This window comes from Chromobacterium sp. IIBBL 290-4 (assembly GCF_024207115.1).
Taxonomy (GTDB): domain Bacteria; phylum Pseudomonadota; class Gammaproteobacteria; order Burkholderiales; family Chromobacteriaceae; genus Chromobacterium.
On record NZ_CP100128.1, the window covers coordinates 1419212 to 1432830 of the forward strand.

Below are 13619 nucleotides of genomic sequence, written 5' to 3' on the forward strand. Positions count from 1 at the left end.
TGTAATGGCAGTTTCAAGCTGCCTATCGCGATTATACGAAGCGTTCGGCGCAACATGCCAAGCGGTTTCATGGCAGCTGCGTTGACAACTTACTTACCAGTAAGTATCTTGGCCGACAGGGTTGACATCGCCAGACGAATCAAAGGCTTGGACGCGCCCCGCCCGAGCCGCTACATAACGGACACGAGGAAGAAACATGAGCGCTTACCCGCACCTGCTGGCCCCGCTGGACCTGGGCTTCACCACGCTGAAAAACCGCGTGCTGATGGGTTCGATGCACACCGGCCTGGAAGAATCCCCGAACGGCTTCGAAAAAATGGCCGCCTTCTACGCCGAGCGCGCCCGCGGCGGCGTGGCGCTGATCGTCACCGGCGGCGTCGGCCCCAATCCGGAAGGCTGCGTGGCGGAGGGCGCGGCCCAGTTGTCCGACGAGCACGAAGTGCCGCAGCACAAGCTGGTCACCGACGCCGTGCATGCGGAAGGCGGCAAGATCGCGCTGCAGATCCTGCACTCCGGCCGCTACAGCTTCCAGGAAAAGTGCGTGTCGGCCTCGCCGCTGATCGCGCCGATCAACTTCTACAAGCCGCGCGAGCTGTCCGACGCCGACGTGTGGCAAACCATCGCCGACTTCGCGCGCTGCGCCAAGCTGGCCCAGCAGGCCGGCTACGACGGCGTGGAAGTGATGGGTTCGGAAGGCTATCTGATCAACCAGTTCATCGCCCGCGCCACCAACAAGCGCACCGACGACTGGGGCGGCAGCTTCGAAAACCGCATCCGCTTCGCCATCGAAACCGTCAAGGCGGTGCGCGAAGCGGCCGGCCCGGAATTCATCATCATCTACCGCCTGTCCATGCTTGACCTGGTGCAGGACGGCAGCAGCTGGGATGAAGTGGCCCAGTTGGCGCGCGAAGTGGAAAAGGCCGGCGCCACCCTCATCAATACCGGCATCGGCTGGCACGAGGCCCGCGTGCCGACCATCGCGACCATGGTGCCGCGCGGCGGCTTCGCCTGGGTGACCAAGAAGCTGATGGGCGCGGTGAAGATCCCGCTGATCACCACCAACCGCATCAACACGCCGGAAGTGGCCGAAGACATCCTGGCCAGCGGCTGCGCCGACATGGTGTCGATGGCGCGCCCCTTCCTGGCCGATCCGGACTTCGTCAACAAGGCGGCCGAGGGCCGCGGCGACGAGATCAACACCTGCATAGGCTGCAACCAGGCCTGCCTGGACCATATCTTCCAAGGCAAGCTGACCTCCTGTCTGGTCAACCCGCGCGCCTGCCGCGAGACCGAGCTGAACTACGGCAAGGCCACCCAGGCCAAGAAGCTGGCGGTGATCGGCGCCGGTCCGGCGGGTCTCGCCTTCTCCACCGTCGCCGCCGAGCGCGGCCACGCGGTGACGCTGTTCGACTCGGCTGCGGAAATCGGCGGCCAGTTCAACGTGGCCAAGCAGATTCCGGGCAAGGAAGAATTCTACGAAACGCTGCGCTACTTCAAGCGCCGCCTCGAAACCACCGGCGTGGCCGTGCAGCTGAACACCCGCGTGGCCGCGGCCGACCTGGCCGGCTTCGACGAAGTCATCCTGGCCACCGGCATCGCGCCGCGCCTGCCGGCCATTCCCGGCGTCGATCACCCCAAGGTGCTGAGCTACCTGGACGTGCTCAAGCACAAGAAGCCGGTAGGCAAGAAGGTGGCCATCATCGGCGCCGGCGGCATCGGCTTCGACACCGCCGAATACCTGACCCACGAAGGCGAATCCACCTCCTTGAACACCGAGGCCTTCATGCGCGAGTGGGGCGTGGACATGACGGGCGACACCGCCGGCGGCCTGGCGCCGCAAGGCCCGCAGCCGCACAAGAGCCCGCGCGAGGTCTACCTCTTGCAACGCAAGACCAGCAAGGTGGGCGAGGGCCTGGGCAAGACCACCGGTTGGATCCACCGCGCCAGCCTGCAGATGAAGCGCGTGCAGATGCTGTCCGGCGTCAGCTACGACAAGATCGCCGACGAAGGCCTCTACATCACCGTCAAGGGCGAGCAACGCCTGCTGGACGTGGATAATGTGGTGATCTGCGCCGGCCAGGACCCGCTGCGCGAGCTGCAAGCGCCGCTGGCCGCCGCCGGCAAGCCGGTGCACCTGATAGGCGGCGCCGATGTGGCGGCCGAACTGGACGCCAAACGCGCCATCGACCAGGGCTCGCGCCTGGCCGCCGCCATCTGAGTTCGACGCGATCCGGCCTTGAAGCCCCCGCCCAGCGGGGGCTTTGCATTTCCATGCCGCGATTGCATTAACAATTGTTTCCACAAGCAGCGGTTTAACAATCCATACACATTATTCAATCAGCATGGCGCGCGGCCATTTATTTGGCACGTTCAATAGGTCTACATAACAAATAACGGAGAAACGCCATGACTGTACCCACCACTTTACGCCGCGCCGCCCTGGCCGCCGCGCTGAGCCTAGCCGCGCTGCAAGGCGCGGCCCACGCCGCCCCCTCGCCGCTGCTGGACGCCAGCCACCCGGTCAACTGGTGGTTCGCCTTCAAGTTCAACGCCGCTTCCTTTCCCGGCTGCGGCGGCTCGACCCCGGTGAACAGCTGCCAGTTCGGCGGCAGCCCGCAAAGCTACACCAGCGGCAAAAGCTTCAGCCAACAATACGTCTACGCCAGCAGCAGCCAGCCCAGCCTGAGCCAAGGCGGCGGCTGCGTCGGCGACACGCCGGCCGATCCGGTCGGCGCCACCTTCAGCCAGATCTACAACGGCACGCTGAACTACGTGGTGTGGAACGACCAGTTCTACGATGATCCGGCGATTCCCTCCTGCTCCGGCAATGCCTGCAACGCGCCCTGGGGCCACTCCAAGGGCGTGCTGGCCTGGGACGACCAGGGCAATGGCGTGGTGATGCAGGTGAGCACGCCGTCGTGGCCGGCCTCCGGCAGCGCGCAATACCCGCGCACCAGCGACGGCAACACCCTGGGCTGCGTGCAGGACAACGACGTCGAGGTCAGCCAGCACTTCTTCTCGCTGAAACTCAGCCACAACGATGTGCTGGCGGTGCTGCAGGGCCTGGCCAACGCCAGCGCCGTGACCGATCCGGGCAACCCGCAGATCGTCAAGAACGGCGGTCCGGCCGACATCCAGAATGCGGTCAGCCAACTGGGCCAGCAATCGGCCAGCACCACTCCGCAAGTCAGCCAGCTGTCCAGCGGCGTCACGCTGATCGCCAAGCCATCCGCGCTGCAGGTGCCGCCGTGGCAGCTTGTTTCCGCCGAGCTGGGCGGCATTCCGCTGCGCGCCGCCACCTGGTGGGAGGCCAGCAAAAGCTACGCCATTCCCAGCACTAGCCAGGCCGGCGCGCCGGCTTGCTGGGACAGCAGCCTGCCGACGCCGGGCCCGGTGGCCATCGCCACCTCCGGCAGCTGGGCCGGCCAGACCTTCTCGCTGAAGGGCGGCCTGGGCAAGAACTTCAACCACGCCAAAATCGGCGTCAGCACTGGCGGCGCCGCCCCTTATGCCATCTTTGGCGACATGAATCAGGAAGGCGCGCTGTCCGGCAATTGCGCCAGCGCCCAGAACGGCCGCGGCGGGCTGTTCTTCGCCCTGCCCAACGCCGCGCTGGCCCAGTCCATCGCCAAGCTGATCGGCGGCTCCACCGCCGCCGCGCGCTAAACCGGCGGATGGCGGAGGCAACGCATCTGCCAGCCTTCGCCATTTCAAACCTGGAGTTTCGACAGCTCATCCGCGCGCCGGCTTAATCTCTCCGCCGATTTTGGCGACACTGCATGCCAGATGCATCGGCATCGACCCACAAGGAGAGCAAGCATGATTCGCCAAGACGCGCAGTATCAACAAGGCCTGGAACTGATCGAACGCCTGCATGGCGGCCACACCGGCGGCGAGCGGGTAGCCGCGGTGGCGGAAGTCAGCCCCGATTTCGCCGACATGACCATCGCCTGGGCCACCGGCCACATCCTGACCCGTCCCGGCCTGGATCTGGCCACCCGCGAGCTGATTCTGGTCGCCGCCTGCGTCACCCAGGGCTTCGCGCTGGTGCAGCTGGTGGCGCACGCCGAAGCGGCCTTGCGGGTCGGCGCCACCCGTCAGCAGATTCTGGAAACCGTGCTGCAGCTGACTTTCTACGCCGGCGGTCCAGCTGTCAGCAACGCGCTGGTCGCCTTGAAGGATGTATTGGCGGAGCCCGCGACGGCGCCGGCCAGCGAGAGCCTTAACGCCTGACGGCAGGCCCTGCCTCGGCCCGCTTGAAATCCGCCTGCCGCTTCCCTGCGGCGGGCATCTCCCCGGCCAAACGGCCTATTGCCATTCTCCTATCCATTTGCCATTTTCATCTTGAACCATCCTCTTGGAACAGCTTTCGCAGTTTCCCTTAATGCCGGCCTTGCCGGCCTCATCTCGAGGAGTGTTGGATGAAATCCCCCACCTTGCTCAGCATCATCGCATTACTGGCCATGCCGGCCCTGGCCGCCGACCCGCTGCCGGCCTTCCGCGGCGACAAAACGCAATCGTCGGTGTCCGGCCTGTCATCAGGCGCCTTCATGGCCGCGCAGTATCAGGTCGCTTATTCCGCTTCGGTGGTGGGCGCCGGCGTGGTGGCAGGCGGACCCTATTACTGCGCCAAGGGCACGCTGGCCGGCGCCGGCCCATGCATGAATGTCGGGCAGCCGCCCGCGGTCGGCCCCTTGCTGGCCACCGCGCGCCAGTTCGCCCGCGCCGGCCAGATCGACCCGCTGGACAAGTTGGCCAGCCGCCGCGTCTACCTGTTCAGCGGCAGCAACGACAACACGGTGAAAACCCAGGTGGTGGATGTGGCGGCGGAGTGGTTTCGCCAAGCCGGTGTGCCGGACAAGCAGATCGCCTATGAGCGCAGCCTGCCCGCCGGCCATGCCCAGATCACCCCGGCCTACGGCAATGATTGCGCCGTCACCAATACGCCCTATATCAATCATTGCGAGTCGCAGGGCAAGGGCTATGACCAGGCCGGCGTGATCCTGCAGCATATCTATGGCCCGCTGCAGCCTAAATCCCAGGCGCTGACCGGCAAGATCGTCCGCTTCGATCAAAGCCGCTACGCGCCGGCAGGCAGCAGCCTGGCGACGGAGGGCTTTGTCTATGTGCCGCGCGCCTGCGCCGAGGGCGAGGCCTGCAAGGTGCATATCGCGCTGCACGGCTGCCAGCAATACGCCGGCAAAGTCGGCGACGCCTTCTACGCCCACACCGGCTACAACAACTGGGCCGACAGCAACCATATCCTGGTGCTGTATCCGCAGACCACGACTTCCACCGCGAATCCGCAAGGCTGCTGGGACTGGTTCGGCTATACCGGCCCGGCCTATGCCTGGAAGAGCGGCGCGCAGATGAAGGCGATCAAAGAGATGGCCGACCATCTGGTATCCGCCCACTAAGCGCGCATCCGGCGCGCTTGGAAACGACAATGCCCCGCCAAGGCGGGGCATTGCTTTTGGCTCAGCGGCGGCTTATTCGGCGGCCCGGGCGCGACGCGCCTTGACCGCGTCGGCCAGCTGGCTCAGCAGCTTTTCAGTGTCGTCCCAGCCCAGGCAGCCATCGGTGATGCTCTGGCCGTACTTCAGCTCGCAGCCCGGCTTCTGGTCCTGGCGTCCTTCCACCAGATGGCTCTCCACCATCACGCCGAAGATGTTCTGGTCGCCGGCGGCCATCTGGCTGGCCACATCGGCGCTGACCTCCATCTGGCGGCGATAGTCCTTGCGGCTGTTGGCGTGGCTGAAATCCACCATCAGCTTGTGCGGCAGGCCGACGGCGGTCAGCTCGGCGGCGGCGGCGCTCACGTGCTCAGCCGAGTAGTTGGGCTCCTTGCCGCCACGCAGGATCACGTGGCAATCCGGATTGCCGCCGGTGGAGACGATGGCCGAATGGCCGGTCTTGGTCACCGACAGGAAGTGGTGCGGCACGCTGGACGAGCGGATCGCGTCCACCGCGATTTTCAGATTGCCGTCGGTGCCGTTCTTGAAGCCCACCGGGCAGGACAGGCCGGAAGCCAGCTCGCGATGCACCTGGCTTTCGGTGGTGCGCGCGCCGATGGCGCCCCAGCTGATCAGATCGGCGAAATATTGCGGCGTGATCATGTCCAGGAATTCGGTCGCGGCCGGCATGCCCAGATTGTTCAGCGTCAGCAGCAGGCGGCGGGCGATGCGCAGGCCGGCGTTGATGTCGTAAGACTCGTTCAGGTGCGGGTCGTTGATCAGGCCCTTCCAGCCCACCGTGGTGCGCGGCTTCTCAAAGTAAACCCGCATCACCACCACCAGCTCGTTCGCCAGCGCGTCGCGCAGCGGCGCCAGCTTTTGCGCGTATTCGATGGCGGCATCGGTGTCGTGGATGGAACAGGGGCCGATCACCACCAACAGACGATCGTCCTCGCCGCGCAACAGCGCCGCGATGTCGCGACGGGTGTTGTAGATCAACTCGGAAGCCTGTTCGCTGATAGGCAGCTCGTACAGGTGGGCGATCGGAGGAAGCAGTTCTTTGATCTCGCGGATTCTGACGTCGTCGGTCTGGCGTTGCATGCGGGTGTCCCTTGGCTAACTTGTTTTTTGCATAGCAACAAGATAACCGGATTTATCCGCAGCCGACAACTGCGGCGGCGAAACGGCAAACAAAAAGCGCCACGGCCTCGCGGCTATGGCGCTTCTGTTTGGAATACCGCCGGATCAGTCGGCGTATTGGCGCTTCATGCGCTCGCGGCGTTCCTGAGCCTCCACCGACAGGGTGGCGGTCGGACGCGCCATCAGGCGCTTCAGGCCGATCGGCTCGCCGGTGTCTTCGCAGAAACCGTAGGAACCATCCTCGATCTGGCGGATCGAGGCCTGAATCTTTTGCAGCAGCTTGCGCTCGCGGTCGCGAGTGCGCAGCTCCAGCGCGTATTCCTCTTCCAGCGTGGCCCGGTCGGCCGGGTCAGGCGTGGCTTCCTGTTCTTGCAGATGGTTGGCGGTAGCGTTGGCGTTTACCAGCAACTCCTGCTGCATCTGCAACAACCGGTCCTTGAAAAACTCAAGGTGGTCGGCGTTCATATAATCATCGCCTTCCCAGTTGAGGATATCCTGTTCGGTCAGCTTGGCCATATTTGGTGCTTCCAGCATAGAGTTGGCAACAGGCGGAGAAGATTACCGGTGGGCCAATATTTGCGCAACTGTCTTGGACCTGAATCCAAATAATCACCCGCTGCCGCTAACAATTGATATAGCCCCCATTTACAACGATAACAAGTCCGCCCTGTGAATAAAATTGAATAGGCGCGGCTTCTTCGACCCTTTTCTCCGCGACAAGTTCAGCGCCGGCTAGTAGCCGGCTCAAGCCGCGGACCAGGCGCCGCGAGTCCATTCCTGAAGAACCAGCATCAAAAACGCCACGCTTAAACGATTGATTTATCAGTCTTCTGAATGCGCTTTGATTCTTCGCCCGGCGCAGCTGGATCTGGCCCGCGCAGGCGTCGGCGCCATGCGCGCAGCCATCATTCCGCTCACGGCGCGCGGGGCTCGCCGGCAGGCTTAGGCCCGGAGGCTGCAAACACAGCGGCGCCCATAATCTGAAAGGCGGCCCAAGGCCGCCTTCGCAGGCAAGTCGTGTTGCGAACTTGCCTCATACAGATCGTTTATGTGCTTATTTCTGGCTCAGCACCCATTTCACCAGCGCGTGCAGATCGGCGTCCGGGATATTCGGATGCGGGGTCATCGGCACCGGGCCCCATACGCCGGAGCCGCCGTTCTTCACCTTGGAAACCAACATAGCCTCAGCGCCTTTCTGACCGGCGTATTTCTTGGCCACATCCTTGTAAGCCGGGCCGACAATCTTCTTGTCTACGGCGTGGCACGCGGTACAGGCGTATTTCTGGGCCAATTGCATATTAGCCATGGCGGGCGTAGCGACAAAGCCAGCGACAAGCGCGGCGAGCAGGATCTTTTTCATCTTGTTTCTCCGTTTCGATTCACCATGCCGCCAGCGAAAACGCCGGCGGCGTCAAAATATGACAAATATCCCGGATTACTGAATGACCACCTTGAGTTGGGTCAAGAATCCTGCTTCCAGCATGCGAACCGGCAGCATCAGAATCACCTGGACGATCAGCAACAGCACCAGCGGCGACAGATCGACGCCGCCGACCACCGCCTTGCGGAAAGGCCGCAGGAAAGGTCGGGTCAGGCTGTCCAGCACCGGCGCGATCGGATTATAGGGGTTCACCCAGCTGAGCACCGCCTGGACGATGACCGCGCCCATCAGCAGCGTCAGCGATTGCTTGAACACCTCCAGCAAGGATAGCAAGGCCAGCGCCACCCATACCTGCGGAAACGCGAACACCTCGGGCAAGGAGCCCAGCAGCAGCATCAGAATGTTGGCCAGAAGACACACCAGCCAGGCCAGCAACATGGTGGCGGTATCGTAATTGCGCACCGACGGCACCAGCTTGCGGGCCGGCAGCACCAGGAAATTGGTGGCGGCCATCACGAACTGGCACACCGGGTGCTTGAACGGCGCGCGCGCCACTTGCAGATAGAACCGCAGCAGCAGCACCAGCACGAACAGGCCGGACAGGGTCTTGATCAGGAACTGCAGGGTATCGACAAACATGATGGCGGTTTACTCCTGGCTAAGTTGTTGGCCCATTTCGATGGAGCGGTCGCGGCAATCCATCGCGCCGGCGACGATGGCGGCCTTGACGCCCTCCGCCTCGAAGCGCTGGATGGCGCGCTCGGTAGTGCCGCCCTTGGACATCACGTTCTGGCGCAGCGTGGCCACCGGCAGCGGGCTTTGCCGCGCCAACTCCACCGCGCCGTCGAAGGTGGCCAGCACCAGTTCGCGCGCCTGGGCTTCGCTGAAGCCGGCCTTCACGCCGGCCTCTATCATGCTCTCGATGAAGTAGAACACATAGGCCGGGCCGCTGCCGGACACGCAGGTGATATCGTCGATGCCGGTTTCGTCCCGCAACCACACGGTCAAGCCCGCCGCCCGCATGATGGTCTCGGCCGCCTCGCGGTCAGCCGCGGACGCCGCCGCATCGGCATACAGGCCGGATACGCCCTTGCCGACCATGGCCGGGGTATTGGGCATCACGCGGACAATGCGCTCCGCGCCCAGCCAGCGGCGCAGGGCGTCCAGACGGATGCCGGCGGCGATGGACACCACCAGCGCGCCATTCAGCCGCGGCGCCAGTTGCAGGCACAGCTCGCGCAGTTGCTGCGGCTTCACCGCCAGCACCACCACGTCCTCTGCCTCGAAACGCTCCGGCAGCGCCTGGCCGCCGCTGCAGCCGAAGCTGGCCGCCAGCTGGTCTATCTTGTCCTGCTGGTGCTCCACCACGTGAAGGCGGTGGCCGCCCTGGCGGGCCAGTCCGCCGATGATGGCGGCGGCCATATTGCCGCCGCCGATGAAGGTGATTTGCATAGTGTCCTCTGGACGCGTCGCTGCGCGCCTAAAAACTCAATTGGTATAGCTTCGGTGGCCGAAAATGGCCGAGCCCACCCGCACCAGCGTGGCGCCTTCGGCCACCGCCAGCTCCAAGTCCGCCGACATGCCCATAGACAGCGTGTCGAGCGCCAGGCCTTCGGCTTGCAAGCCGTCGCGCAGCTGGCGCAGCAGCGCGAATTGCGATGCCAGGCTGGCTGAGTCCTCGGTTGGTTCCGGGATACACATCAGGCCGCGCAAACGCAGGCCCGGCAATGCCGCCACCGCCCGCGCCAATGACGCCGCCTCCGCCGGCGCGCAGCCGCTCTTGCTGTCCTCGCCCGACACATTAACCTGCACGCAGACATTCAGCGGCGGCAAGTCCGCGGGGCGCTGCGCCGACAAGCGCTCGGCGATCTTCAAACGGTCGATGGAATGCACCCAATGCGCGCGCTCGGCGACGATGCGGGTTTTATTGGACTGCAGCGGGCCGATGAAGTGCCACTCCACCGCCAGATCGGCCAAGGCCTCGCTCTTCTGCTGCAGTTCCTGCACATAGTTTTCGCCGAAGGCGCGCTGCCCGGCCTCCCAGGCCGCGCGCACATCCTCGGCGGGAAAGGTTTTGCTCACCGCCAGCAGGGTGGCGGCATCGTCCGGCCTGCCGGCCTGGCGACAAGCCTGCGCCAACCGCGCCCGCACCTCAAGCAGCCGCGGAATCAGTCCATCGTTCATGTTTACGTTCACCAGCCCATTGTTGATCGCTTCGGCCTTGAGATGGGCAAGACTCCTCGCTCCATGCCTATACCTCAGGATCATTGATGATATTCTGCAAATTGTATTGGAAAGGCATCCATGATCACAAATCGCCTTGAAAAAAGGCGACGTCTACAGATATCCAAACCCAATCAAGATCCGCATTTTTCAGAAACGACTTGAACTGATGAATAGCCCTTCAGGCTGATGATGCTTGCTCTCCCACCACGGCGGCAATGGATATCGCCAAAAATGCTTAATGCATTATTAACAAACGCCACGGACCGACAATAGTAAAGGGCCCTCATCCGCAACTCGACACAAGCTGATGATATTAAAAGGAATACATCAACTCATAGCCATGTGGATTGGTTTGCTGGGGGCTCAGGCAAGTAGAAAGCTCAAAGATGGGAAGCGACACTGATCGCCATATCTAAACTCAAAAAGACTCTAGAATCACGGATATCCATTAGAAAACTCCCTAGCAGCCACATTGCGCACAGCCCAAGCGCAGTGCGCTGCCTGAATAAGCCTGCTCAGGCCTTCACCGGAGTGCCGTTTGAGTCAGATCAGGACGTTATGCTGACGTTCCCATTTCAGGATGATGTCGATGGTGACATTATAGCGAGTAGCCAGATCGGCCCGCTCGGCCTGCGACTTGCTGAATCTCTTTGCGAAGAGTCAGCATGCGCTTGTTCGTGCTATGTGACAATCATATTGTCTTGGCCTGAAACGTTTCCAGAAGCTCACCCAAGCCCTAGCCGACGAGGGTAAGCTTCCAGATACGTTTACTCAGATAATTGCTTGGGAGGCAACAGGTAGATACCTGCTATGCAACGCTTCGTGCTAATGTTTCCAGCCAATCAATAATCTCTTTTTGGATTATAAACAATCCCATTGTTGATGGTATTTCCCGGAGGATGACCACCATTTACTAAATCTTCCTCTTGCTGGCTCAGGCGAACGAGATTGGCTATTTCCAAGCTAGCTTGCAACTGCTGATCAAACTCTGCTGAGCATATAACTTGTTGTTTCATCACAATGTCTCCTTTTGCGGATGTATAACCTCAAATTAAAATCAAGACATCTTTATTTTCACAAAGTAACTTAATTCCGTTCCACCGGTAAAAAACCTGTGTCGATCTCACCTGGACGCCCTGCACCTGCTACATGCTCTGCTTCTGTTGCACTCAATCGCACCAGCCCTGCGATTTCGAGACTCTCCAGCAACTGCGAGTCAAAATTTTCTTTAACAGCGCTTTCTTGCTTCTTCATGAGTTTTCTCCTTCAGGTTAGAGCCCAGAACCCTTCTTCTTAGGCCAAAATCATAAAATTTCTCGATTTGTTTCAACCACCCGACTGAACAGCGCTAGATTGCGTGTTTATATCGCTAGATATATTTTGCCGATTTGGAGGTATCCTGGCCTCGGCCAGCTCCTCGCTGGGCATCAAGTCTCGCGACACCACTTGTGAACACCGTTCACAGGCACTTCTGCCATGCTGCCCCCACCAAACACAACTATGGCGAATAGCGCAATACGCCAGTTCTGATGTAACAACAGGCGCTTTTTCAACAATCCGGTTAACCAATGAGCATTGCTGGCTATCTCCATCATGATGCGCGCAATTATCTTTTGCGCATGTACCCGCTACCCGGAAAACTTCGCCAGGTGTAATGCCATTCAAACGTGAAATATCAACCTGTTCGATAGGCACTGCCTGCCGCAAGTAAATGACGCGTCGCTCCTGAGCTGAACCGCCGACCATTCCAAAAACAACCTCTCCATTCAGCTCAAACTCTGCGCTCGGACATAAGCTATGATCAGTTCTCATTTTGGTAGATCCATTCAGGCAATCATCTTTAAACGAACGTGCATGATGATAAAACCAATAAATATGCCAAAAGCATAAATTTAAAAAAAGAATCCCTCTAAAACTTGCGAAGGGTAGGCACTACCTATCACTAAAAGAGCATTTACTGCTTAACCCGTATCGGTGGCAACACCCTGGAAAATTAAATGACAAAGTCATTTATGTATCATATTCCCAGCAGCAACGGAAATAGTCAATATAATCAAGATGTCCTTTTACTTCCCTCTGTTTTCTGTGGTCATATCCCAACAGGTGCTGACATCCCCCCCCATAATCCGTTAAATCCCGCTCTATTCGCCCAATAAAACCCCTGAATACCAGATAAGTGTGTCCGAGATGGAGAGAATTATCAGTCAGAAACTCCAAAAAACATTATCCTCCGCCTTCCACGGAGGCGTGCCATGGCTAGCTAACTCAGCCCATCAATAGACTACGTTCTATCCTTAGATAGGCGCTAGGGAGCTTTGCTCTGGAAAAGCGGAGTGGCCTACAGACGAAACTGGAATGAAGAATAAGCGCGAAGTGCGCGATAGCAATTGCGGATAAGCTGGCAGAGCAGTTGCGCCAGCACGATCATGCAGGCGGGAACCGGATCTTAGATGTGCAGCAAACATCCCCTGCCCCGCAGACAGAAAACCCGTCCGAATGCCCTGTGCAAAGACAAGGCAGGAACGCGCGACACATCATCGTGGATTGAAAAGAGGATCCAACAACGCGCAGCTTGAGCAGAATCTATCATCGCCAAGCTCCAAGCTGTTGGACTTTGGCGAACCCGCCCCCGCCATTCTTGGCGTACCGATTCAGCCCAGTAAGCACTTGGAACAGAGGGGGGAGTTCAAGCAGAAATGTCCATCCCAGCGCGCGAGAGTAGGCTGCCGCCACTCGGTTGCCGAGCAACCCTATGCTTTGATGGCGGGTTCAGGTGCTCGCATCCGTTTCGAGCATCAATATGCAGCGAAGTCGACCGACTCTTGAATCCACCCGTGATTTGTCGACAAAAATAGCGGCTGCCAAGCCAAGGCTTCTAAACCAAACCTTGGGATAAAACGCTCTCAGCATTCAGCCACCCAAGATTTCGTCTTGCCTGCTACCAGCTGCGATACGGCTGCTTGGACAGATAGGCATTGGTGTAGCGTCCGTCCAGCGTCACCTCCTCGCCCACCCAGGCCGGCTTGTCGAAAGGCGTGTCCTCGGCCGGCAACTCTATCTCCGCCAACACCAGGCCGGCGTTGTCGCCGAAGAACTCGTCCACCTCCCAGACAAAACCGGCGTATTCGATGCGGTGGCGCAGCTTGTCCACCAGCATCGGGCACATATTGGCCATGATGGTTTGCGCGTCGGCCAGCGGAATCGGGTATTCGAACTCATGGCGGCTGATTTCGCTGATATTGCCCTTCAGCGTCAGCCAGGCCTGCTCGCCCACCACCCGCACCCGCACGGTGCGCTCTTTCTCCACCGACAGATAGCCCTGGCGGTACTGCACGCCCGGCGCCAATCCGCGCCACGCGTCGCCGCTCACGACAAAGCGGCGCTCGATTTCCAAAGCCATGCGGCCTCCTTGAAATGTC

At 60.7% G+C, this 13619-nt stretch carries 14 protein-coding genes; 4 read left to right on the top strand and 10 right to left on the bottom strand.

Translation table 11 applies throughout. From position 1 onward, the window contains the following. The first annotated feature begins 196 nt into the window (after positions 1-196). The 4 genes from NKT35_RS06630 (at position 197) to NKT35_RS06645 (ending at position 5417) form a co-directional block, all read left to right on the top strand. Positions 197-2218, top strand: coding sequence for an NADPH-dependent 2,4-dienoyl-CoA reductase (locus tag NKT35_RS06630; RefSeq protein ID WP_254300032.1), 2022 nt, complete (start codon positions 197-199; stop codon positions 2216-2218). Between the two features lie 188 nt (positions 2219-2406). Next, a complete protein-coding gene (locus NKT35_RS06635; protein ID WP_254300034.1) occupies positions 2407-3666 on the top strand; it encodes a deoxyribonuclease II family protein in 1260 nt (419 codons plus the stop codon). A 153-nt stretch (positions 3667-3819) separates the two neighbouring features. Then, on the top strand, positions 3820-4233 hold the full coding sequence (locus tag NKT35_RS06640) for a carboxymuconolactone decarboxylase family protein (protein ID WP_254300037.1): 414 nt from the start codon (positions 3820-3822) through the stop codon (positions 4231-4233). A 188-nt stretch (positions 4234-4421) separates the two neighbouring features. After that, entirely contained in the window at positions 4422-5417 is a 996-nt protein-coding gene (locus NKT35_RS06645) for an extracellular catalytic domain type 2 short-chain-length polyhydroxyalkanoate depolymerase (RefSeq protein ID WP_254300040.1), read from the top strand. A 72-nt stretch (positions 5418-5489) separates the two neighbouring features. Here the strand turns inward: NKT35_RS06645 and aroG are convergent, their stop codons facing one another. From aroG to NKT35_RS06695, 10 genes are all read right to left on the bottom strand, one after another. Continuing rightward, positions 5490-6554, bottom strand: coding sequence for a 3-deoxy-7-phosphoheptulonate synthase AroG (gene aroG, locus NKT35_RS06650; protein ID WP_254300042.1), 1065 nt, complete (start codon positions 6552-6554; stop codon positions 5490-5492). A gap of 144 nt (positions 6555-6698) precedes the next feature. Then, positions 6699-7109: an RNA polymerase-binding protein DksA gene (dksA, locus tag NKT35_RS06655; RefSeq protein WP_043627703.1), complete on the bottom strand. Its 411-nt coding sequence runs from the start codon at positions 7107-7109 to the stop codon at positions 6699-6701. A 538-nt stretch (positions 7110-7647) separates the two neighbouring features. Then, a complete protein-coding gene (locus NKT35_RS06660; RefSeq protein WP_254300044.1) occupies positions 7648-7953 on the bottom strand; it encodes a c-type cytochrome in 306 nt (101 codons plus the stop codon). A gap of 75 nt (positions 7954-8028) precedes the next feature. Further along, positions 8029-8613 carry a YggT family protein gene (locus tag NKT35_RS06665; protein WP_254300046.1) on the bottom strand — a complete coding sequence of 195 codons (585 nt, stop codon included), beginning with the start codon at positions 8611-8613 and terminating at the stop codon, positions 8029-8031. A 9-nt stretch (positions 8614-8622) separates the two neighbouring features. Next, complete coding sequence (proC, locus tag NKT35_RS06670; protein ID WP_254300048.1) at positions 8623-9426, bottom strand: pyrroline-5-carboxylate reductase; 804 nt, start codon at positions 9424-9426, stop codon at positions 8623-8625. 36 nt (positions 9427-9462) lie between these two features. Next, a complete protein-coding gene (locus NKT35_RS06675) occupies positions 9463-10158 on the bottom strand; it encodes a YggS family pyridoxal phosphate-dependent enzyme (RefSeq protein WP_254300049.1) in 696 nt (231 codons plus the stop codon). Positions 10159-11042: 884 nt separating this feature from the next. Further along, positions 11043-11216, bottom strand: coding sequence for a hypothetical protein (locus NKT35_RS06680; protein WP_254300050.1), 174 nt, complete (start codon positions 11214-11216; stop codon positions 11043-11045). A gap of 70 nt (positions 11217-11286) precedes the next feature. Continuing rightward, complete coding sequence (locus tag NKT35_RS06685; protein WP_254300051.1) at positions 11287-11454, bottom strand: hypothetical protein; 168 nt, start codon at positions 11452-11454, stop codon at positions 11287-11289. Positions 11455-11526: 72 nt separating this feature from the next. Then, positions 11527-12012, bottom strand: coding sequence for a hypothetical protein (locus NKT35_RS06690; protein ID WP_254300052.1), 486 nt, complete (start codon positions 12010-12012; stop codon positions 11527-11529). Between the two features lie 1126 nt (positions 12013-13138). After that, positions 13139-13600, bottom strand: a complete 462-nt coding sequence (locus NKT35_RS06695; protein WP_254300054.1) for a CYTH domain-containing protein — start codon at positions 13598-13600, stop codon at positions 13139-13141. Positions 13601-13619 lie beyond the last annotated feature (19 nt).

What these genes read in the sequence shown, in the direction of transcription:
- aroG (WP_254300042.1), bottom strand. Translation starts at nt 6,554, where the DNA reads ATGCAACGCCAGACCGACGACGTCAGAATCCGCGAGATCAAAGAACTG.
- NKT35_RS06630 (WP_254300032.1), top strand. Translation starts at nt 197, where the DNA reads ATGAGCGCTTACCCGCACCTGCTGGCCCCGCTGGACCTGGGCTTCACC.
- NKT35_RS06645 (WP_254300040.1), top strand. Translation starts at nt 4,422, where the DNA reads ATGAAATCCCCCACCTTGCTCAGCATCATCGCATTACTGGCCATGCCG.
- NKT35_RS06640 (WP_254300037.1), top strand. Translation starts at nt 3,820, where the DNA reads ATGATTCGCCAAGACGCGCAGTATCAACAAGGCCTGGAACTGATCGAA.
- proC (WP_254300048.1), bottom strand. Translation starts at nt 9,426, where the DNA reads ATGCAAATCACCTTCATCGGCGGCGGCAATATGGCCGCCGCCATCATC.
- NKT35_RS06675 (WP_254300049.1), bottom strand. Translation starts at nt 10,158, where the DNA reads ATGAACGATGGACTGATTCCGCGGCTGCTTGAGGTGCGGGCGCGGTTG.
- NKT35_RS06685 (WP_254300051.1), bottom strand. Translation starts at nt 11,454, where the DNA reads ATGAAGAAGCAAGAAAGCGCTGTTAAAGAAAATTTTGACTCGCAGTTG.
- dksA (WP_043627703.1), bottom strand. Translation starts at nt 7,109, where the DNA reads ATGGCCAAGCTGACCGAACAGGATATCCTCAACTGGGAAGGCGATGAT.
- NKT35_RS06660 (WP_254300044.1), bottom strand. Translation starts at nt 7,953, where the DNA reads ATGAAAAAGATCCTGCTCGCCGCGCTTGTCGCTGGCTTTGTCGCTACG.
- NKT35_RS06635 (WP_254300034.1), top strand. Translation starts at nt 2,407, where the DNA reads ATGACTGTACCCACCACTTTACGCCGCGCCGCCCTGGCCGCCGCGCTG.
- NKT35_RS06665 (WP_254300046.1), bottom strand. Translation starts at nt 8,613, where the DNA reads ATGTTTGTCGATACCCTGCAGTTCCTGATCAAGACCCTGTCCGGCCTG.
- NKT35_RS06695 (WP_254300054.1), bottom strand. Translation starts at nt 13,600, where the DNA reads ATGGCTTTGGAAATCGAGCGCCGCTTTGTCGTGAGCGGCGACGCGTGG.
- NKT35_RS06690 (WP_254300052.1), bottom strand. Translation starts at nt 12,012, where the DNA reads ATGAGAACTGATCATAGCTTATGTCCGAGCGCAGAGTTTGAGCTGAAT.
- NKT35_RS06680 (WP_254300050.1), bottom strand. Translation starts at nt 11,216, where the DNA reads ATGAAACAACAAGTTATATGCTCAGCAGAGTTTGATCAGCAGTTGCAA.